This window comes from Nonomuraea sp. NPDC005501 (genome assembly GCF_040605905.1).
Lineage (GTDB): Bacteria > Actinomycetota > Actinomycetes > Streptosporangiales > Streptosporangiaceae > Nonomuraea.
Window position 1 is genome coordinate 131,165 of record NZ_JBEXDT010000003.1, and the last position, 20,901, is coordinate 152,065.

Genomic DNA, 20,901 nt, shown 5'->3' on the forward strand with positions numbered 1-20,901 from the left:
CATGGCCGTGACCCGAGCCGCGGGCACCGGGGCGCCCTCGCGCTCCGCCGGCGACGACCCGGGCAGGGCGCGTCGCCGGCGGATGACGGCGGTGGCCTACCTGTTCGCCCTGCCGTTCGTCCTGAGCTTCGCCGTCTTCATGGTGTTCCCGCTCGTCTCCTCGTTCGTGATGTCCTTCACCGACTTCCGCAACAGCGACATCGAGAACCCGCTGGCCGTCGAGTTCGTCGCGGTGGACCAGTACGTCCGGCTGTTCGAGAACCAGCAGTTCGTACGGTCGCTGCTGAACACCGTGTACTTCGTGGCGGCGGGCATCCCGCTCACGATGATCGTCGCCCTGGCCCTCGCCGTGGCGCTCAACAACGGGATCACCCGGTTCCGCACGGCGTTCCGCGTCGGCTTCTACGCCCCCGTGATCACCAGCATCGTGGCGGTCGCGGTGGTGTGGCGGTTCATCCTGCAGCCGGACGGCCTGCTGAACACCGTGCTCGGCGCCCTCGGGGTGCACGGCCCGGACTGGCTCAACGACCCGCTCTGGTCGATGCCCGCCATGATCCTCATGGCCGTCTGGCGGAACATGGGCACCCTTATGATCATCTTCCTCGCCGGGCTCCAGGGCATCCCCGCCAACGTCCTGGAGGCGGCCTCGGCCGACGGGGCCGGCGCGTGGCAGCGCTTCGCCCGGGTGACGCTCCCGATGCTGCGCCCGACGCTGCTCCTCGGCGCCGTGCTGCTGTCCGTGGGGTTCCTGCAGTTCTTCGAGGAGCCGTTCGTCATGACGAAGGGAGGCCCGCTGGACTCCACGCTGTCGATCAGCTACTTCACCTACAACCAGTTCGGGTTCGGCAACTACGGCACCGCGTCGGCGGCCAGCTACGTGCTCTTCGTCGCCATCGCGCTGCTGAGCGTCGTGCAGTTCCGAGCCTTCCGCACCAAGGAGTGACCCGTGACGACACAGTCCCCACGACGGCGGATCAGCGCGGGCCGGACCCTCGTGTACGTCGTCCTCGTCGCCGCCGTCGTGGCCACGCTCGTCCCGTTCGCCTGGATGTATCTCGGCTCGGTGAAGACCCAGTCCGAGCTGCTGAGGCGCCCGCCCACGTGGTGGCCCGAGACGTTCACGCCGGACAACTTCGGGACGTGGTTCGGCCGGCTGAACTTCCCGACGTTCTTCGTCAACAGCGTCGTCGTGGCCGGCTTCACGGTCCTCGGGACGCTCCTGTTCTGCTCCATGGTCGGCTACGCGCTGGCGAAGCTGGACTTCGCCGGCAAGCGCGTCGTCTTCGTGCTCGTCCTGACCACGCTCATGGTCCCCGGAGTCGTCACGTTCGTCCCGCTGTTCGTCGTGGTCAGCAAGCTCGGGATGGTCAGCACCTATCCCGCGCTGATCCTGCCGTTCCTCGCGGGACCGATGGGCGTCTTCCTCATGCGCCAGTTCATCAGCGAGATACCCGACTCGCTCATCGAGGCCGCCCGCATCGACGGCGCCGGTGAGGTGCGCATCTTCGCGCGCGTCATCCTCCCCCTCTGCGGCCCGGCGCTGGCGACGCTCGCCATCCTCACCTTCCTCGGCTCGTGGAACAACTTCCTGTGGCCGCTCGTGGTCGCGCAGACCGAGGACATGTACACGCTCCCCGTCGCGCTCTCCCTGTACTCGGTGGGGCAGAACGCGACGAACTACGGGGTCCTGCTGGCCGGCTCCGTGCTCGTCATCACTCCCGTGCTGCTGCTCTTCGTGGCCCTGCAGCGCTACTTCATCCAAGGAATCGCGGCGACCGGAATCAAATGACCACCTTCGAAGCATCCCAGGACCGGCGCCGCGAGGTCGCCGGCACGCATCCCGTCATCGGCGGGTTCCATCCCGACCCGAGCGTCTGCCGGGTGGGCGAGGACTACTACCTGGTCAACTCCTCGTTCGAGTACTCCCCCGGCGTCCCGGTCTGGCACAGCGCCGATCTGGTCCGGTGGACCCAGATCGGCAACGCCCTGACCGGCGCCGGTCGGTTCCGGGCGGGACAGGCGGGCGCGAGCAGGGGCATCTACGCTCCGACGCTGCGTTTCCGCGCGGGCCGGTTCTGGCTGATCACGACGGACGTCTCCTCGGGCGGCGGCCAGTTGCTGACGTCGGCGACGGACCCGGCCGGCCCGTGGGCCCCGGCCGTGGTGATCGACGGCCTGGAGGGCATCGACCCGGATCTGGCCTGGGACGACGACGGCACCTGCTACGTCACGTACTGCTCGACGCGGCCCGGCATGGAGGGCATCGCCCAGGCCCGCGTCGACCTGGAGCGGGCGGTGGCGCTGGAGGAGCCGAGGCTGGTGTGGCGGGGAACCGGCCTGGCCTTCCCCGAGGCGCCCCATCTCTACCGGCGCGACGGCTGGTGGTACCTGATGATCGCCGAGGGCGGCACGGAGCGCGGTCATGGCGTCTGCGTCGCCCGCTCCCGCAACGCCGAGGGCCCGTTCCAGCCCGCCCCCGCCAATCCCGTCTTCTCGCACCGCAGCACCACCCATCCGGTGCAGAACACGGGGCACGCCGACCTCGTCGAAACCCCCGACGGGGGGTGGGCGGCGGTGTACCTCGGCGTCCGCCCGCGCGGGACGACGCCGATGTTCCACGTCAACGGGCGCGAGACGTTCCTGGCCGGTGTGGACTGGATCGACGGGTGGCCCCGCTTCGACGAGGACCGTTTCGCCTGCGAGATCCCCGACCGCTCGTTCGTGGACACGTTCGCCGGACCCGGGCTCCACCCGCGCTGGGTCTCCCCCGGCGCCCCCCTCCAGGAGTTCGTCACCGCCACCGGGCCCGGGGTGACGCTGGCCCCGGCGACCTGCCCCAGCGGGAACGTCAGCGCCCTGATGGCCCGCGTGACCGACGAGCGCTGGCGCCTGGACGTCACGCTGGACACCTCCGGCGGCGCGGCCGGCGTCCTGCTGCGGCTCGACGACCAGCACTGGTGCGAGCTGCGAGCCGCGGACGGCTCCGCGCACGCGGTGCTGCGCATCGGCCCGCTGGAGTCCCGCGTCGGCGAGGCCGCGACCGGCCTCGGCCCGGCGCCGACGGTACGGATCGCGTCGGAGCCCCCCACCCACGGCGGCCCCGACGACATCGCGCTGTCGGTGGTCCGCGACGGCCGCGGCGTGACGCTCGCGCGCTTCGACGGCCGGTACCTGTCGACCGAGGTGGCCGGCGGGTTCACCGGCCGGACCGCCGGCGTCCGCGCCCTCAGCGGCACCGTCCACGTCGGCTCCGTCCGGTACGAGGCCGACGACGCCTACGCCGGCCCCCGGCCATGACGAAGCGGTTCGGGATCATCCGCGCGCGCGAGCTGTCATGAGCCGTGCAGGTGGGCGCGCTGCCCGTCGTGGTCGAAAATGGTGAGGATCTCCACGGGGCCGTCGTGAGCGCCGATGGCGTGCGGCACCATGGTGGAGAACTCGGCCGCGTCGCCCGCCGAGACCAGGATGACGCGCTCGCCCAGGTGCAGCCGGGCCGTGCCGGACAGGACCGTGAACCACTCGCGGCCCGGGTGCACCCCCAGGTGGTCGGGCCCGGCCGGCCGGTCCGGGGTGATGCGCATCTTCGCCACGGTCACGCCGTGCAGGGTGCGTTCGCGGGACAGCAGCCAGGTCGTCAGCCCCGGCGAGTCGCAGGGCTGCGGCCGGATCACGACGTCCTCGTCCTCGGCGGACTCGACGAGCTGGTCGAGCGTCGTGTCGAGCGCCCGGGCGATCGGCACGAGCTGGTCGAGGGCGATCCTGCGGTGCCCGGTCTCGATGCGGCTCAGGGTGGAGGGGCTGAGGTGACAACGGGCGGCGAGGGCGTCCAGCGACCAGCCGCGAGCCACGCGCAGGCCCCGGATGCGCCGGCGGATCAGGCTCTCCAAGGCGACTTCTTGCGTCATGCGCAAGAGTGTATGTCTTGGGCGCAGGGACCGCCTAGCGTGAAGCGCATGACACACCACTCACGGTCCCACCAGCACGATCACTCTCACCGCCATCACGACGACGGGCATCACGGCGACGGGCATCACGACGACGGGGCCGGGCTGGCGGAGCTGCTGGACCTGGACGCGGAGCTGCTCGGCCCGTACCTCGACGAGGTGACCGCGTGGGTGGCGCGGCACGCCCCGGACGGGCCCCGGACGGTCGCCGACCTCGGCGCCGGGACCGGCACCGGGACTCTGGCACTCGCCCGCCGCTTCCCGAAGGCGGACGTGGTCGCGGTCGACAAGTCGGCGCCGATGCTCGAACGGGTGCTGGCCAAGGCGCGCGGGCACGAGGCGGCGGACCGGGTACGCGCGGTGCGGGCCGACCTGGACGTCGCGTGGCCCGGGATCGGCGCGCTGGACGTGGCGTGGGCGGCCTCGTCGCTGCACGAGGTCGCCGACCCGGACCGGCTGATCCGCGACGTCCACGCCGCCCTGAACCCCGGCGGCCTGCTGGCGGTCGTCGAGATGGACGACCTGCCGCGTTTCCTGCCCGACGACCTCGGACTGGGTCGCCCCGGCCTGGAGTCACGCTGGCACGAGGCCGCGGCACGGGCCGGCTGGAACTCCCACCCGGACTGGCGGACGTCCCTGGAGCGGGCCGGCTTCCAGATCGCCGAGCAGCGGGTCTTCACCATCGAGGCGGATCCGGCGCTGCCGGACGTCGGGCGGTACGCGCACGCCTACCTGAGCCGCATCCGCTCCGCCCTCGACCCCCTGCTGGCCGCCGACGACCTCGACGTGCTCGACCACCTGCTGGCCGACGACACCCCCGGCTCGCTCCTGCGCCGCCGGGACCTGACCGTCCGCGGCACCCGCACCGCCTGGGCCGCCCGCCGCCCCTCCGGCCGCTGAGGCACGGCCGCACCTGATCCGCAGACGACCGCCCGCCCCCGTCCGGCGAGCCGCGAGGCCGTGTACCGTACGCCCATGAACTCGGGCGGCGCGCGGCCGGTGACGGAGCTGGACCTGAAGCTGGACGACGGCACCACCCTGCACGTCTACGACACCGGCGGGGACGACTCCCCCGGCCTCCTCCCCGTCCTGTGGCACCACGGCACGCCGAACATCGGCGCGCCTCCCCGGCCGCTCCTTCCCGCCTCGGAGCGGCTCGGCATCCGCTGGGTGTCCTACGACCGGCCCGGATACGGCGGCTCCACACCGGCCCCGGGCCGGGACGTGGCCTCGGCGGCCGCCTACACCTCGGCCGTGGCCGACGCGCTGGGAATCGGCCGGTTCGCGGTCATGGGCCATTCCGGCGGCGGCCCGCATGCCCTGGCCTGCGCCGCCCTCCTGCCGGAGCGCGTTCTCGCCGTGGTCAGCGTGGGCGGCCTGGCCCCGTTCGGCGCCGACGGGCTCGACTGGTTCGCCGGCATGCACGCCTCCGGCATGGCGTCGCTGCGGGCGGCCGCCGAGGGACGCGCCGCCAAGGAGGCGTACGAGGCCACCGCCGAGTACGACCCGGACATGTTCACGGCGGCGGACCACGCCGCGCTCTCCGGCTCGTGGTCCTGGTTCGGCGAGGTCGTCGGCCCGGCGGTCGAGAACGGCCCGGCCGCGCTCATAGACGACGATCTCGCCTATGTCGCCCCCTGGGGCTTCGACGCGGCCCACATCACCGCGCCGGTCCTGCTGGCCCACGGCGGCCAGGACCGGGTCGTGCCCAGCTCGCACGGCCGGTGGCTGGCCGGCCGCTGCCCCCGGGCGGAGCTGCGGCTGTCCCCCGAGGACGGGCACCTCTCCATCCTCACATCCGCCCCGGCGGCCCTGGAGTGGCTCCGGGCCCGCTGATCAGCACATATCCCAGTTTGTCACCGCGATCCTCTAGTGTCCCGGGCAGTTGATCAAGCCCGACCCTGGAGAGCACGGACATGACGTACCTGGAGCTGTCGGAAGACGACGGCGGATCGCACAAGTTCTACGAGGTGATCGTGTCCGGCGCCCAGGTGACGATCACCTACGGGCGCATCGGCGAGGCCGGCCAGACGAAGGTCACCGGCTTCCCCACCGAGGCCAAGGCCCAGGCGGCGGCCGCCAAGAAGATCAGCGACAAGATCCGCAAGGGGTACGCGCCGGCTGTCCGCGGCGTGCGCCAGCGGCGGGCGATCACCCGCCGGGCGGTCACCAGCAGCCGCTCCACCGCCCGGCAGGCCCCGGTCCTGTGGCGCTTCGCCAGCGGCGCCGCCGCGTTCGGCATCTTCGTGGACGCCGAGCGCTGCTGGGTCGGCAACCAGCGCGGCGACGCCTACACCGTCACCCACTCCGGCACCGTCACCAACCAGTACCGCCTGCCCGACGGCGTCAAGTGCATCGTCGCCGACGACTTCTGGATCTACGCCGGCTGCGACGACGGCCGCGTGTACGACCTCAGCGGCAAGGTGCCGCGGGCCGCCTACGAGATCGCCGCGGACGTGGACATCTACTGGCTCGACATCCGCGACGGCATCCTCGGCGTCTCCGACCGCGCCGGGCGCATCACCACGATCGACTACGAGGACGAGTTCCAGTGGGCGCGCACCGGCCGCGGCGGTTCCGCCTGGATGGTCAGGTGCGACCAGGACTCCGTCTACCACGGCCACTCGAACGGCGTCGCCCGCTACGACGCCTCCGACGGCACCCTCGTGTGGGAGAACGCGTCGGCCGGCGGCGTGCTGTTCGGCTGGCAGGAGCAGCGGTCGGTCTACGCCGGCACCGCCCGCCGCACCGTCCACCGGCTGGCCAAGGACGACGGCCGCACCGAGGGGGTCTACCAGTGCGACGGCTACGTCTACTCCTGCGCCACCTCGCCCGGCGGCCGGCACGTCTTCGCCGGCGACAACCACTCCTCCGTGTACTGCTTCGACGCCTCCGGCGAGCGGCTGTGGAAGCTCGCCACCGGCTGCGGCTCGGCCCTGTCCATGCAGTTCCTCGACGACCGCCTCTACATCGTCACCACCGACGGGACGCTGGCCTGCATCGACGCCAGCGAGGCGGCCATCGCCGCGGCCCGCGAGGGCACGGTCCCGCAGCCCGTGGACGTCAAGGCCGCGGCCACGCTCACCCCGGTCGAGCCGTCGGTCGTGGTGGAGACCACCACGACCGCCGGCGAGGGAGTCGTCGTGGAGTGCACGCGCGAGGGCGACCGGCTGCGGGTGCGGGTGGCCAGCCCCGGCTACGAGCGGTGGAACGTCCAGTTCCCCAAGGAGATCCGTGAGGAGGGCGCCCGCTACCTGGTGGACGGCGTACGCCCGTCGGGCCGCGGCGGCTTCTACCGCGCCTACGGCGACATCCGCCGCCTCCTGTGACGGCACCGCCGAGCCGGTGCGCGTCCTGATCGACTTCCGGCAGGTTGCCGGGGCGGAGCCCGTAGCGCAGCGGGCGCCCGGCGGGCCGCCACCCCGACCAGGTACGTGCTCGGGGGCGGCATCGCCTCGCGGGTGAAGCGGGAACTCAACGCCATGGCCGCGGCACTGGGCGATCCGCTCCCGCGTCCGGCCGTCGCCGCGATCCGCAGCGTCCACCGGACCGGCCCGCTCCCGTGAGCCGCCCACCCTCTGACCGGGACAGGCGCGTACCGTCCCACGCCGCCGAGCCGCGTCAGGCTCCTTGTCGGCGGTACTTGCCAGGGGCGGTGCCGTACTGCCGCTTGAAGGCGTTGGCGAAGGCGAATTCCGAGGTGTAGCCGATCTGCTGGGCCACGACGCTCAGCGGGGCGTCGGAGTCACGCAGGAGCCGGGCCGCCGTGGTCATGCGCCACCAGGTCAGGTAGGTGAGCGGCGGCTGACCGACCAGCGCGGTGAAGCGCCGGGCGAAGGCCGCCCGGGACAGCCCGGCCCGCGATCCCAGCTCCTCCACCGTCCACTGCCGGGCCGGGTCGCGATGAAGGCAACCCAGAGCCGTGATGATCGCCGGGTCGCCGAGCGCCGCGGCCCAGCCGGTGGCGGCGCCGCGCTCGGGCTGCTCGGCGAACCAGGCGCGCAGGATGAACAGCAGAAGCACGTCGAGCAGTGCGGGCACGGCGGCGTCGGAGCCGAGACGGGAGTCCTCCAGCTCGCCGCCGAGGAGGTCGACGGCGGCGCGCAGCTCGGGGTGGCGGCCCCGCCGGGCCGGCAGGTGGACGATCCGCGGCAGCTCGTTCAGCAGGGGATGCGCGCGGGAGAGGTCGAACTGGTAGGCGCCGCACAGGGTCACGCTCGGAGCGCCCGAGCCCCGCACCGCGTCCGGCGGGAACTCGTCGCGTTGCCCGAAGTGGACGCCCTGCTCGTCGGGGGTGCAGAAGGGCTCGGTCAAGGGGGTTGAGGGGGTGTCGGCCAGTCCGTGGTCGACCGGCCCGGGAAGGAACACCACGTCGCCCGGGGCCAGCGCCATGGGGTCGCCGTCCGGTGGGAGCAGCCAGCAGGTGCCCTGCAGGATCACGTGGAAGGCGGCTCCCGGCACGGGGGGGTAGCGCCGGCCCCAGGGGGCGTGTCGTCGCACGCGCGCGGAGGCGGGGCGTCCGATGCGCATGGCCGCGATCACGTCACTGAGCACATCCATGAGGCCATCATAGGTCCATCGTCTATTTCAAGAGACGATGACGTATGAATACGAGATTCATGAGCATGGATCATCTCCACTGATCACTCTACGGTCAGATGTGCGAAAGGTGACCGCCCCTTCCCGGGCGAGGCGCCACCCCCTTCTTGCCCTACGGGAGAAACCGCATATGCCCCACGACGCCCCACCGGCTCACGCGTCGCGCTGGCGCGCGTTTGCCGTGCTCAGCGCCGTACAACTGATGATCATCATTGACTCCAGCATCGTGTACGTGGCGCTGCCGCCCATCCAGAACGACCTGGGCTTCTCCGCGGCCGGTCTGGCCTGGGTCGTCAACGCCTACATGATCGCCTTCGGTGGCTTGTTGCTGCTGTCCGGGCGGCTGGGCGACCTGATCGGCCGCAAGCACATGTTCGTCGCGGGCCTGGTCGTGTTCACCGCGGCCTCGCTGCTGTGCGGGCTGTCGGTAAGTCAGGAGATGCTGGTCGCCGCCCGGTTCGTTCAGGGAGCGGGCGGGGCGATGGCCTCGGCCGTGGTCATGGGCATCATCGTGACCCTCTTCCAGGAGCCACGCGAGATGGCCAGGGCGATCGGCGCGATCGGCTTCGTCGCTGCGGCCGGCGGCGCGATCGGCGGCACCGCCGGGGGCGTCCTGGCGCAGGCGGCCGGCTGGCACTGGATCTTCTTCGTCAACGCACCGGTCGGGGTCGTGGCCGCCGTGCTGGCCGTACGCCTGCTGGCCGCCGACCGCGGGCTCGGCCTCGCCGCGGGAGCCGACGTCGCGGGCGCGTTCCTGGTCACCGCGGGCCTGATGGCCGGCGTCTACACCATCGTGAAGGTCGAGGAGCACGGCTGGGGATCGGCTCACACGCTCGGCCTCGGCGCCCTGTCCATCGCCTTGCTCGCGGGGTTCGCCGCCCGCCAGGCCAGGGCCAGGAGCCCGCTGATGCCACTGCGCGTCTTCCGCTCGCGCAACCTGTCGGGCGCCAACCTCGTCCAGGTCCTGATGGTGGCGGGCATGTCGGGATTCCAGTTCCTCACCGTCCTGTACATGCAGCGGGTCCTGGGCTACGGCGCGGCCGCGACCAGCCTGGCGGGGCTGCCCATCGCGCTGGTGCTGGCGGTTGTCTCTCTCGGCCTGGCCCCGCGCCTGAACACCCGTCTCGGCCCGCGCGCCGTCCTGCTCACGGGTCTGACGCTCATCACGGCGGCGCTGGCGCTGTTCACGCGCAGCCCGGTGGGCGGCGGGTACGCGCTGGACGTCCTGCCGTCGATGGTGCTGCTCGGGGCGGGCGCGGGCCTGGCGATGCCCGCGGTCATGACACTCGCCATGTCGGGTGTCCATCCCGGCGACACCGGGCTCGCCTCCGGCCTGGCCGGAACAGGGGCGCAGGTCGGTGGCGCGCTCGGCCTGGCCGCCCTGGCGGCGCTGGCCTCGGGGCGCACCGACGCGCTGGCCGCCGGCGGGAACCGTACCGTCTCGGCACTGAACGCCGGCTACCACCTGGCGTTCGGCGTCGGCGCGGGCCTCCTCGTCATCGCCGTCCTCCTCGGCTTCGTCGTGCTACCCGCCGGCCCGGTCGGGCCGCGTCGGCCCCCCGCGGCCGGTGAGCATCCGGTCACGAGCAGCATGCATTCCTGAATCAGCTGAACGGAGAGAACAATCATGATCAAGGTAGCGATCGTCATCGGCAGCACCCGCCCAGGACGTAACGGGGAGAGAGTGGCTCGCTGGGTCCACGACCTGGCGGTCGAGCGCGGCGACGCCGAGTACGAAGTGGTGGACATCAAGGACTACGAGCTGCCGCATCTGGACGAGGTGATGCCTGCGGCGATGGGCCAGTACGCCCTCCCGCACACCCGCGAGTGGGCCGCGACGATCGCGTCCTTCGACGCCTACGTGTTCGTGACACCGGAGTACAACCACTCGACGTCGGGCGCGTTGAAGAACGCCATCGACTTCCTGTACGCCGAATGGAACAACAAAGCCGCCGGGTTCGTCGGCTACGGCAGCGCCGGCGGCACCCGCGCGGTGGAGCACCTGCGGCTGGTGATGGGCGAGCTCCAGGTCGCCGACGTGCGCGCCCAGGTCGCGCTGTCGCTGTTCACCGACTTCGAGCACTTCAGCGTCCTCAAACCGGCTGCCCAGCAGGAGGACGCGCTCACCGCCATGCTGGACCAGGTCGTCGCTTGGGGCGAGGCGTTGCGGCCCCTTCGCCGCTCCTCGTCAGGTACTGCCGGGTGAGGTGATCAGCGGCCCCGGCGTGGACGGGTGAGGATCGCGGCAAGCGCGTGGGTCACCCGCCGGTCGCCTCGGCGACGACCTCGCCCCGCGCGGAGACGATCATCGCCGGGCAGCGCGAGGCCTGGTCAGCGACGCCGGCGCTGATCACCAGCCCGGGTAGCGGTCCCACCAGGACGGCTCTTTCGGCGGTCCGTACCCGTCGCCAGCGGGTTGGTGGTGATCTGCGAGGACCAGATCGCGCGCGAGCGTGTCCATGACCCACACCAGCTCGACCGGCCGGACGTCGACGCCGTACAGCGCTCCGAGCAGGGCGCCGGCGGCCGCGGCGACGGAGTCACCGTCAGGCGCCGTGGCCGCGAAGGCCAAGGCCGCCCAGCCCTGCACGTAGGTCACGCCGCTCGACGCGGAAGAGACGCCCGCAGCTCATCCCGAGCTGCGGGCGAGCCGGCTCCAAGTACCCCCTGAACTGCATGAACGTCACCACGACAGAATTCGCGCCATCACGCCGAGCATGAATGATCGGCTGCTGCTGGCAACGTTCGTCGAAGGCGGATACCTTGATCTCAGATCACGCAAAGGGCCTCGGCGCTCGCTCTGGAGGAACCTTCATGCACATCAGGCGAGGCGTTTCAGCGGCGGTGCTGGCCGCCGGCGCGCTCACTGTCGGCTCGACCCCGGCTCACGCTATTCCTCCTCCCCCGCCAGGGGGTGACAACCTCCTCGTCATCAGCTACTACAGCGGGGAACAGCTCATCGGACAGCGCTGGTCCGGGTGCAGTCAGCCTCCGGGCGAATGGGGGACGCTGGAAGGCACGCAGAAAGTCTTCTTCACGCCCTGCTGAGCGGAAAGAGAAGGGGCTGCCCCGTCTGGCGCCTCAGCGCGAGAACGGTGACCTGTCACGTTCAGAGCGCAATGCATGCGAGAAACTGCTCAAACGGTTGGCGATGCAGGGAGGCGCACCCGGAGTGGCCTATGGCCGCTCCGGGGCATTGCGGAGGCCGACGAGCGTCCGCACGAAAGTCGCGGCCACCGCTGCGTCACGTCCCCAGACGCGGGCCGGCCGGTACTGCTCGACATCCTCGGCGCGCGACTCCTCCTCCGCTTGCGCCCGCCGCGGAAAACGTGAGCTCTGACGTGAGTGATGCCTGTCAGGTACACGCCTTGACGCGGGTGGCGAACACCCCACAGAAGCCGTTCACGTCCGTGGTCTCGCGAAAATCGCCTGCGCAGAGGACAGCCATGATCCACGCGAGCCACGGACTTCCCCGCATCCCTGGGTGACCGCCACGCGCCGCCATCACCCACCGTGATTGCCACCGGTATCGATCCGCCCACCATGAAGCAGGTCGCCAGGATCGGCTCGGCGCCCTGTGATTCATGGCCAAATCCGCCCGCCTTGGGAAGCCTCTCCTTTTCTCAGGATAACGGAGGCTCGTACATTGTGCATTTCTCCGGACAATTTCCCCCGAATTGCACCTTGACCATCGGACATCAAAGTCCGGCGGTGTCCTGCATGCCGGATGGGCGGCCAGCGTCAAATACCGACAGCCCTTGGTATGGAATCACAAGATGCACACGATGCCACAAAGAGCATGCCCGTAATGGATGGTACGCCTGGCGGGAACCCCGAGTGCCCACGGTTCGTCTCCGGCGCCACCGGTGGGGTCTCACGGAACCGAACAGGAAAGGAAACGTATGAAAATACGTCTCGTGCTCTCCGGATCAATCGCGGCGGCGAGCCTATGCCTCTACTGCGCCACGCCTGCCATGGCCGCCGAGGCATCTTCTGAGGTGGGCTGCGGCGATGTCACCGGGCTCATCGCGGCGATCGGTCTCGCGAACGCGAATCCTCAGGGCGGCACGATCAAACTCGCTGAGCGGTGCGCCTACCGCTTCGAGGACGAGTTCCAGGACGACACTGACCTGGCTCTGCCGCCGATCACCGGAAGGGTCAGCATCATCGGCGACGAGTCGACCCTCATCCGCTCGTCTCAAGCCGGAGTGGAGCAGTTCCGCCTCCTCGCGGTCAACGAGGGCGGCGAACTGCGCCTGAAGGACGTCACCGTGACCGGTGGCGACGTCGATGGAGACGGCGGCGGCATCGCCAACGAGGGCAAGTTGTGGCTGGATGACTGCATCGTCGCCGGCAACCAGGCCACCGGGGACGGCGGGGGCATCTCCAACGAGGGTGGCACCGTCACCCTCGTCGAAAGCCGCGTCGTCACCAATGTGGTCACAACGTCGGTCCCGGGCGCGGCCGGTGACGGCGGCGGCATCAGCAACAACGCGGCCGGCACGCTGATACTCAAGAAGACGAAGGTCACGGGCAACACGGCGGACGAGGACGGCGGCGGCATCCACAACCAGGGCGCGCTCTTCATAGAGAAGAGCGACATCGAGAACAACGAGGCTCGCGACGACGACGGCGGCGGTCTCAAGAACCTCGGAACCGCGACGATCAAGAACAGCGAGTTCGAGGCGAACTGGGCCGGCGTCGAAGGCGCGGGCATCGACAACAGCGAGGACGCGACGCTGAACATCAGCTACACGTCCTTCGAGGAGAACGTCGCGGGCCGCGACGGCGGCGGCATCAACAACGAAGGCACCGCGACCCTGCAAAAGGTGGAGATCAAGGAGAACCAGGCCGGCCGCGACGGCGCCGGCATCAACAACGAGCAGGACCCGCAAGCAGACCAGACCCTGCTGACTGTCATAGACAGCAAGATCACGAAGAACCGGGCTGCCAGGGCCGGCGGCGGCATCAACAACTGGCTCGGCGCCAAGGTCACGCTGAAGGACACCAAGGTAGCCGAGAACAAGCCCACGAACTGCTCGGGCTTGGTGCCCGGCTGCTCGGGATGACAGAACCGCCCCTGTCAGCAGTCGTGCGAGCAAGGGCCGCTCCGGTCGGGCGCGTGACGGCCAGTCCGTGGACGAACACGGACGCGGAGCGCCAGACATGACACAGGGCCGGGACCGTGCTGGTCCTGGCCCTACCTCACCAGATCGTGTTCGCGGTGGCGCTCATGATCCCGAATGCCCATCCATGCGGGTCTTCATCATCTTCCCCGTCATCCAGCCCGGCCGCGTCCCTCTCGCGACTCCGGCCGCCGCCGCTCGGCTGCGCGCCCAATCGCCAACGGCAGGATGGCCACTCGGGTGCAAAGCATGACGAAATGCCTGGTCAGTGCACCCATCAAATCTTAACAAAGGTGACCGGCGCGACGGTACCGACTGTGTCGCGATAGGTCGGCTCGGGTAGACGACGTTCGTCTGCCTAGTTCGGAGTTCAGCATGACGGCCACTCGTCCGCGTGCGCCAGCGGCCGTCGCCTCCAGGTGGCTTTCCGCTCCGCACCCGACCGTGCTCCTCGCGCTGGTCAGCGTCCTGTACGGCGTGGCTCAGCTCGTGGTGGTCCCACCACGAATGGGCATCGGCTGGGACGAGGCCATCTACGCGAGCCAGTACGCGTCCCACGCGCCGCCCGCGCCCTTCAGCGCTCCCCGTGCACGGGGGGTTCCGCTGCTGGTCGCCCCGGTGGTGGCAATGACTGACTCGGTGTTCGCGTTGCGCCTCTATCTGACCGCGGTGTCCTCCCTCTCCCTGTTCGGCGCGTTCCTCGTGTGGGTGCGCGTGCGCGCAGACCGCTCCGTTCCGCTCGGCGCGCTGCTGTTCGGCGGGTGCTGGTTGTCGCTGTTCTACGGCAACGAGGCCATGCCGAATCTGTACGTCGCGCTCGGCGGGGTCGCGGCCACCGGCTTGGTCGTGCTGGCCGTCCGCTCCCGCCCGGCCGCCGGGCTCACCGTCGGCCGCTCCGCACACGCGGTGATCGGCCCCGCCGAGCCGGTCACCCGTTCCTGGAGGGTGCCGGCCGGGCTGGCCGGATCGCTGGCCGCCGTGTCGTTGATGCGACCATCGGACGCGCTGTTCCTCTCCCTGCCACTCGCCTGCGCGGCACTTGTCGTGCTCGGGCGGCGCGCGCTCGTACCGCTCGCCGCCATCGCGGTGGGACTGGCCGTCGGCTGGGGGCAGTGGCTGGTCGAGGCGGAGCTGAGTTACGGTGGCATCGCCGCACGGCTGCGCGAGGCAGGCAAGGCCAACATGACCGGGCTGACCGTGTCCCTGGTCGAGCACGCGCGGGCGTTGGACGGCCCGTCCTTGTGCCGGTTCGGCGTGAAATGCGGAGACGTTTCACCGGTCGCGCTGGCATGGGCGCTGGTCATCCCCGCGATGACCCTCCTCGGCCTGTGGTCGGCCCGGCGTGCTCACCGTCTCCGCCCCGTCTTGCTGGCCACGATCACCGGAGTCACGATCGCCCTGCCGTACCTCTTCTATGTCGGCTACGCCGCTCCGCGCTTCCTGATGCCGGCATATGCGCTGCTGTCGCTGCCGGTCGCGGAGGCCGTGACGGGGCTGCGGCCGCGCGGCCGGTGGTGGGTTCCGGTCACCGTGCTACTGACCGTCGGGGTGCTCGCCCACCTGGCGCTCCAAGGTACGTACGCGCATCGGATAGCGGCCCGCACCCTCCGGGACAGGGCGCGGATGGGCCTGGCTGTGGAGGAGCTGCGCCGCCTGGGCGTGCGCCCGCCCTGTGTGATCTACGGCCAGGCCGGCGTGCAGATGGGATACCTGCTCGGCTGCGACGCGCTGGCCATCGCCCAGCGGTTCCCCGACCGCCTTCCGGACGGCATCCGCCAGGCCATGCAACGCGGAACCCGGCTGGTCATGGTCCACACCAGCGCGCCCCTGCCGCCGTATGCGAGAGCCTGGAAACAGACCGACCTGCCCGGCCCTTGGAAGGCCCGCTTCGTACCCTGAGATCAGAGCAGCGACGATGGCGGCCCGTCACCGCGGCAGGACGATACGAACCACGGCCCCTGCACCCGCCGGCTGATTCGCCGCCTCGGCTCGCCCTTCGTGGGCTTCGGCCACGGCCTGCACGATCGCCAGGCCCAGCCCGGCGCCCGCTCCGTCGCGGGGGCGGGTGTCGTCGGCACGGCGAAACCGTTCGAACGCGGAAGGAAGGAAGCCCTCGGGGAATCCGGGCCCGGAGTCGAGCACCTCGATGAGGATCCGGCCGTCCTGGCGGCGCGCGCGGACGATGACGTCACCCCCCTGCGGCGTGGCGCGGAGCGCGTTGTCCAGGAGATTGTCCAGGGCCTGGCGTAGCCGGTCGGGGTCGATGTCGGCGGTAATACCGGTCGGCGCGTCGACCTGCAGGCCGACAGCGCGCCGGCATGCTCGCCTGGTCATGGCGTCCACCGCCCCGCTCAGGACGGGTGCGAGCGGCAGCCGCTGCGGCCGGGCGAGCGGGACACCTTCATCGCTCTGCGCCAGCAACAGCAGGTTGTCGGCGAGCCGGCTGAGGCGTCGGCTTTCCTCCGCAGCGTTGTGCACTGCCGCGGCCATCTCGGTCCGGCTACGGCCCGGCTTGGCGGCGAGTTCCAGCTCCGCCTGCAGGACGGCCAAGGGGCTGCGCAGCTCATGCCCGGCCTCGGCGACGAACCGGCGTTGTCGTCGCATGGCCTCCTGCAGGCGGGCGAGGAGATCGTTGAACGTACGGCCCAGCCGAGCGATCTCATCACGCGTGGCCGGCACTTCCAGACGGGACGCGGGGTCCCGGACATGCACGTCCTCCGCCGCCAGCCGCATCCGTTCCACCGGTCGCAGAGCCGCGCCGGCCAGCAGCCACACCCCGGCCGCGCCGAGCAGGACGAGACCGGCGACGGCCGCCAGCAGGTCCCGGCGTACCCGTGAGATGGCGCTCTGCGACGGTTCCAGTGACCCACCGACGACAATGGTCCACTTTCCCGTGGGGCGGGCCACGGGCTCCGCCCGCAGCCGCACCGCCTCGCCGTTCAGGCGGCGGGTGAGACAGCCGGCCGAGCGCCGTGCGGTGGCCAACTCGGCGGCGTTCAGCAGCGGTCGCCTGCCGGTCGCCTCTGAAGCCTCAACCAGCTCTCCAGAGGGGGCGAAGATCTGGGCGAAGGCCGCCCTCGAGGTGGTAAGACGTTCCGGTTCATCCTGAAAGTTCAATTCGGTGCCGGCCTCGGGCACCACCTGCGCGATCTCCCCCGCGCGCGCCTGCAGCGCAGTGTCCATCGACATGACCAGACCATCGCGCAACTGCCGCTCGAACACGATCCCCCCGGACACGGCCAACACCGTCGAGGCGACGAGGTAAGCCACGAGCAGCCGCACTCTTATCGGCACGTCAGCCTCCGCGCGGTTCCCGCAACCGGTAGCCGAAGCCGCGCACGGTCTCCAGATCGCTCCGCCCGAAAGGCTGGTCGATCTTCCTGCGCAGCAGCCCGACGTACTGGTCGACCACATTGGACACGCCGTCGTAGGCGAAGTCCCAGACATGGTCAAGGATCTGCGTCCGGGTCAGCACCTCGCCGGGATGCCGCAGGAACAACTCCAGCACCGCGAACTCCCTCGGGGTGAGGTCTATCTCCGCAGAGGCGCGCCACGCCTGCCGAGACGCCGGATCCAGCCGCAGATCGCCCACCTGCAGCACGGCGGGACGCTCATGCGCGCCACGCCGCACCACCGCCCGCAGCCGCGCCGTCAACTCGTCGAAGGAGAAAGGTTTGACCAGGTAGTCATCGGCGCCGGCGTCCAGGCCCCGGACCCGGTCGGCCACGGCGTCACGGGCGGTCAGCATCAGCACCGGTGCCCAGCGCCCGGCGGCACGCATCCGGCGGCAAACCTCGAATCCGTCATAGCCCGGAATCATCACATCGAGCACGATGACGTCGTAGGCGCATTCGCACACCTGCCAGATGGCGCTCTGGCCATCCGTGGCGAGATCGACGGCGTAGCCCTCCTCCGCCAGGCCGCGCCGGAGCAGGACACCCATCCGGGTGTCGTCCTCGACGACCAGCACCCGCATATGACCGATGCTAGGCCCCGCACATGTAGAGCCCGTGTACGCCCCCGCGTCCGCCGGCCGTAATGCTTCACCGTCCTTACATCAACGCGGAGTTACGGTCGCAACTGGTCGACACGATGTCGAAAGGAGATGACTGGACGATGCGAACATTTCCGATGACCCTGGCCGCGCTCGCCGTCGCCACGATCACCACGCTGGGACTCGGCTCGCATGCCGTGTCCTCCGCCGCGGTGGGCTCGGACATCGCGGGTGCCGCGTCCATCACGCAGGTGCACCCGGCCCCCCTGGGGGCCAAGACACAGCCGCCCGACCCCGACGAAAAGTCGGGCGAGCACGAGAGCAACAACGCCAAGGCCGAAGGCGACACCCACGAGGATGCGCACGGGCAGGACGTCGAGCACCAGTGCCCGCCGAACTGTGACACCGCGCACGGAGAAACGCCCTGATCGCTGCGATGCGAGTGAGCGCCGTTGCAGGACGGCGCTCATGCGCGCCGGCCGGTCCACGTGTGCGGGCTCCGGCCTCGGAAGGTCTGTCAGCACCCGTGCGCGAGTCTCGCCGCCGGACACGCCAACGGCATCGCGGCTTGGTCAAGCCGATCCACGGGTACGACACCCGATGACGCCGGCAGGCGAGATACTACTCGCGCCAATAGTAGTAAGTGGGTGAAGCTTCGGACTCGTCTCCGAGAACGCGAAGTCAGCTTCGGAAGCGGGCACCGTCCTCGCCGGTGCCGCCGATGCCGCCGGTGAGGCAGGTCCCGACGAAGGTCCGCAGATGTTCGGAAGCGGTGTCCCCAGGGCCATGCCGAGTCCGGAGATCGAGGAAGGCCCGCGGAGCCGTCACCGCCGAGATGTGCCCGTGCCCTGCGCTCGGTGGGAACACCTCCGGGTGAACGTCCCTGCCAAAAGGGCGAGAACGCGCCGGTGGAGAGCCAACACCTCCAGCGGCGCAGTCCGGACCGCCATCCGGCGGATCCCGCGCTCAGCGAATGGGCAGGCCGGTGATCGCGCGGCCGATGATCAACCGCTGGATCTCGCTCGTGCCCTCGAAGATGGTGTAGATCTTGGCGTCACGGTGGAAGCGCTCCACCGGGTGCTCCCGCGTGTACCCCGCCCCACCCAGGATCTGGATGGCCTGTTCCGTCACCCAGACCGCCGTCTCCCCGGCCACGAGCTTCGACATCGAGCCCTCCGCCTGGCCGAAGCGCTTGCCGGTGCGGGCCATCCAGGCGGCGCGCCAGGTGAGCAGGCGGGCCACGTCGACCCGCGTCGCCATCTCCGCCAGCAGGAACGCGATGGCCTGGTTCTCGCCGATCTTGCGGCCGAACTGCTCCCGCTCGCGGGCGTAGTCGCGGGCGTACTCGAAGGCGGCGCGGGCGATGCCGACCGCCATCGCGGCGACCGACGGGCGGGTGGTCTCGAAGGTGCGCATCGCGGCCTGCTCCCCGGCGCGTTCGCCGCCGCGGACCCGGGCCAGCCGGGCGTCGAGCTTCTCCTTGCCGCCGAGCAGGCACGAGCCGGGCACGCGGACGCCGTCCAGCACCACCTCGGCCGTGTGGGAGGCGCGGATGCCGTGCTTCCTGAACTTCTGCCCCATGGACAGGCCCGGCGTGCCCGGCGGGATGACGAAGCTGGCCTGGCCGCGGGTGCCGAGATCCGGGTCCACGGAGGCGACGACCACGTGGACGTCGGCGATGCCGCCGTTGGTGGCCCACGTCTTGACGCCGTCGAGCACCCAGTCGCCGTTTTCGTACACGGCGCGGGTGCGGATGGCGCCGACGTCGGACCCGGCGTCGGGCTCGGAAGCGCAGAAAGCGCCGAGCTTGACGTCGTTCGCGGTGCCGAACATCTGCGGCAGCCACTCGCCCAGCTGCTCCGGCGTGCCGTTGGCGGACAGCGCGGCGGCGGCCAGGCCGGTGCCGACGATGGACAGCCCGATGCCGGCGTCGCCCCAGAAGATCTCCTCGAACGCCACGGGCAGCGCCAGGCCGCTCTCCTCGAACGACTGTGTGGCGAAGAAGTCGAGCGAGTACAGCCCGATCTTGGCGGCTTCCTGGAGGATCGGCCAGGGCGTCTCCTCGCGTTCGTCCCACTCGGCGCCCGCCGGGCGGATCACGTCGCGGGCGAACGCGTGCACCCAGTCGCGCACCTCGATGACGTCGTCGCCGAGCTCCAGATCGAACCCGCCCATGCACGCTCCCTGAGAAGGACCCGAGACCGCACCGGCCGGAGAACGGGCGCGCACCGGGGCGCCCCGGACTCCCCGCCGGGTCTACCGCGGCCATACCTTACCGGCCAGTAGCCCTTCCGGGCCAGGCCGCGCGCACGGTGCTCATCGGCGGGCGCTCGGCGATGGACACGTCCGTGGCGAACGCCTCATGGCCGGCCTCGCCCCGCCTGAACTGCGTCAGCCGCACCCCGGGCCGCTGGAACGCCTGGATCTTGCCCTGGCGCTCCAGCCGGGACCAGGCGGCCAGCATGATCTGCGCGGCCATCGCCCCGAGCGCCTCGGTGGACTGGTGCGAGTGCTCCCGCACGCCCAGATCGACCTGGGCCAGCGCGTCCAGCCCGGCCAGCTCCGCCAGGTCCACGAGCAGCCCGAGCTCCACCCCGTAGCCGGTGATGAACGGCACCCGCTCCAGCACGGAGCGCCGGCCCGCGTACTCGCCCGCCAGCGGCTGGACGAACCCGGCCAGCTCCGGCCAGTGCAGGTTGATGAGCGGGCGGGCGACCAGCTCGGTGACGCGCCCGCCGCCCGTCGGCGCCCCGCTGAGCGGCCGGTCGTAACAGCCCTTGACGTAGACGACGCCGGGGTCGTACAGCAACGGGCCGAGCAGGCCGGTCACCAGCTCCGGCCGGAAGTTGCGGATGTCGGCGTCCACGAACGCGAGGATGTCACCCTCCGTGACCGCCAGCGACTTCCACAGCGCCTCGCCCTTGCCGCCGAGCGGTTCGAGGTGGGGCAGGATGTCGTCCTGCGCGTGGACGCGGGCGCCGGCGCGGGCGGCGACGGCCGCCGTGTCGTCGGTGGAGCGCGAGTCGATGACCACGACCTCGTCCACCAGACCGGCCAGCTCACCGCGGATCACCCGGACGATGTCGCCGACGGTCTCACGCTCGTCGCGCGCCGGGAGCACCACGCTGATCGTGGTGCCGCCCTTGGCCTCGGCCAGCATGCGCGCCGGCCAGTCCGCCGTCCGTGAGGTGCGACGGCGCGACCAGGCGCGCACCTCAGGCAGCACACACTCCTCCCC

At 70.9% G+C, this 20,901-nt stretch carries 18 protein-coding genes; 11 read left to right on the forward strand and 7 right to left on the reverse strand.

The features are described from left to right. Window position 1: 1 nt before the first annotated feature. Genes ABZS51_RS03580 through ABZS51_RS03590 form a run of 3 tightly spaced genes read left to right on the forward strand, consistent with a single transcriptional unit; the run spans window position 2 to window position 3,297 of the window. Window positions 2-943 carry a sugar ABC transporter permease gene (locus tag ABZS51_RS03580; RefSeq protein ID WP_355435691.1) on the forward strand — a complete coding sequence of 314 codons (942 nt, stop codon included), beginning with the start codon at window positions 2-4 and terminating at the stop codon, window positions 941-943. Window positions 944-946: 3 nt separating this feature from the next. Continuing rightward, window positions 947-1,789: a carbohydrate ABC transporter permease gene (locus ABZS51_RS03585; protein WP_310712074.1), complete on the forward strand. Its 843-nt coding sequence runs from the start codon at window positions 947-949 to the stop codon at window positions 1,787-1,789. Continuing rightward, complete coding sequence (locus ABZS51_RS03590) at window positions 1,786-3,297, forward strand: family 43 glycosylhydrolase (protein ID WP_355435695.1); 1,512 nt, start codon at window positions 1,786-1,788, stop codon at window positions 3,295-3,297. The genes ABZS51_RS03585 and ABZS51_RS03590 overlap by 4 nt, the downstream gene beginning before the upstream one ends. Before the next feature lie 35 nt (window positions 3,298-3,332). Here the strand turns inward: ABZS51_RS03590 and ABZS51_RS03595 are convergent, their stop codons facing one another. Further along, window positions 3,333-3,905, reverse strand: coding sequence for a helix-turn-helix transcriptional regulator (locus tag ABZS51_RS03595; protein WP_310712072.1), 573 nt, complete (start codon window positions 3,903-3,905; stop codon window positions 3,333-3,335). Window positions 3,906-3,953: 48 nt separating this feature from the next. Between ABZS51_RS03595 and ABZS51_RS03600 the strand changes: the two genes are divergently transcribed. From ABZS51_RS03600 to ABZS51_RS03610, 3 genes are all read left to right on the forward strand, one after another. After that, window positions 3,954-4,844 (forward strand): class I SAM-dependent methyltransferase, encoded by an 891-nt coding sequence (locus ABZS51_RS03600; RefSeq protein WP_355435699.1) that lies wholly within the window; start codon window positions 3,954-3,956, stop codon window positions 4,842-4,844. 75 nt (window positions 4,845-4,919) lie between these two features. Continuing rightward, on the forward strand, window positions 4,920-5,780 hold the full coding sequence (locus ABZS51_RS03605) for an alpha/beta hydrolase (protein ID WP_355435702.1): 861 nt from the start codon (window positions 4,920-4,922) through the stop codon (window positions 5,778-5,780). An 80-nt stretch (window positions 5,781-5,860) separates the two neighbouring features. Then, on the forward strand, window positions 5,861-7,273 hold the full coding sequence (locus ABZS51_RS03610) for a WGR domain-containing protein (RefSeq protein ID WP_355435704.1): 1,413 nt from the start codon (window positions 5,861-5,863) through the stop codon (window positions 7,271-7,273). Window positions 7,274-7,565: 292 nt separating this feature from the next. On the opposite strand, the gene ABZS51_RS03615 is transcribed toward ABZS51_RS03610, so the two are convergent. Next, window positions 7,566-8,504, reverse strand: a complete 939-nt coding sequence (locus tag ABZS51_RS03615) for an AraC family transcriptional regulator (RefSeq protein ID WP_355435707.1) — start codon at window positions 8,502-8,504, stop codon at window positions 7,566-7,568. A 169-nt stretch (window positions 8,505-8,673) separates the two neighbouring features. Between ABZS51_RS03615 and ABZS51_RS03620 the strand changes: the two genes are divergently transcribed. Both ABZS51_RS03620 and ABZS51_RS03625 read left to right on the forward strand, forming a co-directional pair. Continuing rightward, complete coding sequence (locus ABZS51_RS03620) at window positions 8,674-10,146, forward strand: MFS transporter (RefSeq protein WP_355435710.1); 1,473 nt, start codon at window positions 8,674-8,676, stop codon at window positions 10,144-10,146. A 24-nt stretch (window positions 10,147-10,170) separates the two neighbouring features. Then, window positions 10,171-10,749 carry an NAD(P)H-dependent oxidoreductase gene (locus ABZS51_RS03625; protein ID WP_355435712.1) on the forward strand — a complete coding sequence of 193 codons (579 nt, stop codon included), beginning with the start codon at window positions 10,171-10,173 and terminating at the stop codon, window positions 10,747-10,749. A 144-nt stretch (window positions 10,750-10,893) separates the two neighbouring features. Here ABZS51_RS03625 and ABZS51_RS03630 read toward each other — a convergent pair whose 3' ends face one another. Next, the gene (locus tag ABZS51_RS03630; RefSeq protein ID WP_355435715.1) at window positions 10,894-11,142 is read right to left on the reverse strand and encodes a hypothetical protein; all 249 of its coding nucleotides are present in this window, start codon (window positions 11,140-11,142) and stop codon (window positions 10,894-10,896) included. A 1,318-nt stretch (window positions 11,143-12,460) separates the two neighbouring features. Between ABZS51_RS03630 and ABZS51_RS03635 the strand changes: the two genes are divergently transcribed. Both ABZS51_RS03635 and ABZS51_RS03640 read left to right on the forward strand, forming a co-directional pair. Then, complete coding sequence (locus ABZS51_RS03635; protein ID WP_355435719.1) at window positions 12,461-13,612, forward strand: hypothetical protein; 1,152 nt, start codon at window positions 12,461-12,463, stop codon at window positions 13,610-13,612. A gap of 432 nt (window positions 13,613-14,044) precedes the next feature. Further along, entirely contained in the window at window positions 14,045-15,568 is a 1,524-nt protein-coding gene (locus ABZS51_RS03640; RefSeq protein ID WP_355435722.1) for a hypothetical protein, read from the forward strand. A 27-nt stretch (window positions 15,569-15,595) separates the two neighbouring features. Here ABZS51_RS03640 and ABZS51_RS03645 read toward each other — a convergent pair whose 3' ends face one another. Both ABZS51_RS03645 and ABZS51_RS03650 read right to left on the reverse strand, forming a co-directional pair. Beyond that, entirely contained in the window at window positions 15,596-16,951 is a 1,356-nt protein-coding gene (locus tag ABZS51_RS03645; protein ID WP_355435725.1) for an ATP-binding protein, read from the reverse strand. A 13-nt stretch (window positions 16,952-16,964) separates the two neighbouring features. After that, window positions 16,965-17,645, reverse strand: a complete 681-nt coding sequence (locus ABZS51_RS03650; RefSeq protein WP_355435729.1) for a response regulator transcription factor — start codon at window positions 17,643-17,645, stop codon at window positions 16,965-16,967. A gap of 140 nt (window positions 17,646-17,785) precedes the next feature. Here ABZS51_RS03650 and ABZS51_RS03655 point away from each other — a divergent pair, with 140 nt between their 5' ends. Beyond that, window positions 17,786-18,091, forward strand: a complete 306-nt coding sequence (locus tag ABZS51_RS03655; RefSeq protein ID WP_355435732.1) for a hypothetical protein — start codon at window positions 17,786-17,788, stop codon at window positions 18,089-18,091. A 538-nt stretch (window positions 18,092-18,629) separates the two neighbouring features. Here the strand turns inward: ABZS51_RS03655 and ABZS51_RS03660 are convergent. Beyond that, window positions 18,630-19,838: an acyl-CoA dehydrogenase family protein gene (locus tag ABZS51_RS03660; RefSeq protein WP_355435735.1), complete on the reverse strand. Its 1,209-nt coding sequence runs from the start codon at window positions 19,836-19,838 to the stop codon at window positions 18,630-18,632. A gap of 97 nt (window positions 19,839-19,935) precedes the next feature. After that, entirely contained in the window at window positions 19,936-20,889 is a 954-nt protein-coding gene (locus ABZS51_RS03665) for a glucosyl-3-phosphoglycerate synthase (RefSeq protein WP_355435863.1), read from the reverse strand. Between the last annotated feature and the right edge of the window lie 12 nt (window positions 20,890-20,901).

Bases quoted from the DNA above. Each gene is read 5' to 3' on its own strand.
- ABZS51_RS03580 (WP_355435691.1), top strand. From the start codon at position 2: ATGGCCGTGACCCGAGCCGCGGGCACCGGGGCGCCCTCGCGCTCCGCC.
- ABZS51_RS03590 (WP_355435695.1), top strand. From the start codon at position 1,786: ATGACCACCTTCGAAGCATCCCAGGACCGGCGCCGCGAGGTCGCCGGC.
- ABZS51_RS03595 (WP_310712072.1), bottom strand. From the start codon at position 3,905: ATGACGCAAGAAGTCGCCTTGGAGAGCCTGATCCGCCGGCGCATCCGG.
- ABZS51_RS03600 (WP_355435699.1), top strand. From the start codon at position 3,954: ATGACACACCACTCACGGTCCCACCAGCACGATCACTCTCACCGCCAT.
- ABZS51_RS03605 (WP_355435702.1), top strand. From the start codon at position 4,920: ATGAACTCGGGCGGCGCGCGGCCGGTGACGGAGCTGGACCTGAAGCTG.
- ABZS51_RS03610 (WP_355435704.1), top strand. From the start codon at position 5,861: ATGACGTACCTGGAGCTGTCGGAAGACGACGGCGGATCGCACAAGTTC.
- ABZS51_RS03615 (WP_355435707.1), bottom strand. From the start codon at position 8,504: ATGGATGTGCTCAGTGACGTGATCGCGGCCATGCGCATCGGACGCCCC.
- ABZS51_RS03620 (WP_355435710.1), top strand. From the start codon at position 8,674: ATGCCCCACGACGCCCCACCGGCTCACGCGTCGCGCTGGCGCGCGTTT.
- ABZS51_RS03625 (WP_355435712.1), top strand. From the start codon at position 10,171: ATGATCAAGGTAGCGATCGTCATCGGCAGCACCCGCCCAGGACGTAAC.
- ABZS51_RS03640 (WP_355435722.1), top strand. From the start codon at position 14,045: ATGACGGCCACTCGTCCGCGTGCGCCAGCGGCCGTCGCCTCCAGGTGG.
- ABZS51_RS03650 (WP_355435729.1), bottom strand. From the start codon at position 17,645: ATGCGGGTGCTGGTCGTCGAGGACGACACCCGGATGGGTGTCCTGCTC.
- ABZS51_RS03655 (WP_355435732.1), top strand. From the start codon at position 17,786: ATGCGAACATTTCCGATGACCCTGGCCGCGCTCGCCGTCGCCACGATC.
- ABZS51_RS03660 (WP_355435735.1), bottom strand. From the start codon at position 19,838: ATGGGCGGGTTCGATCTGGAGCTCGGCGACGACGTCATCGAGGTGCGC.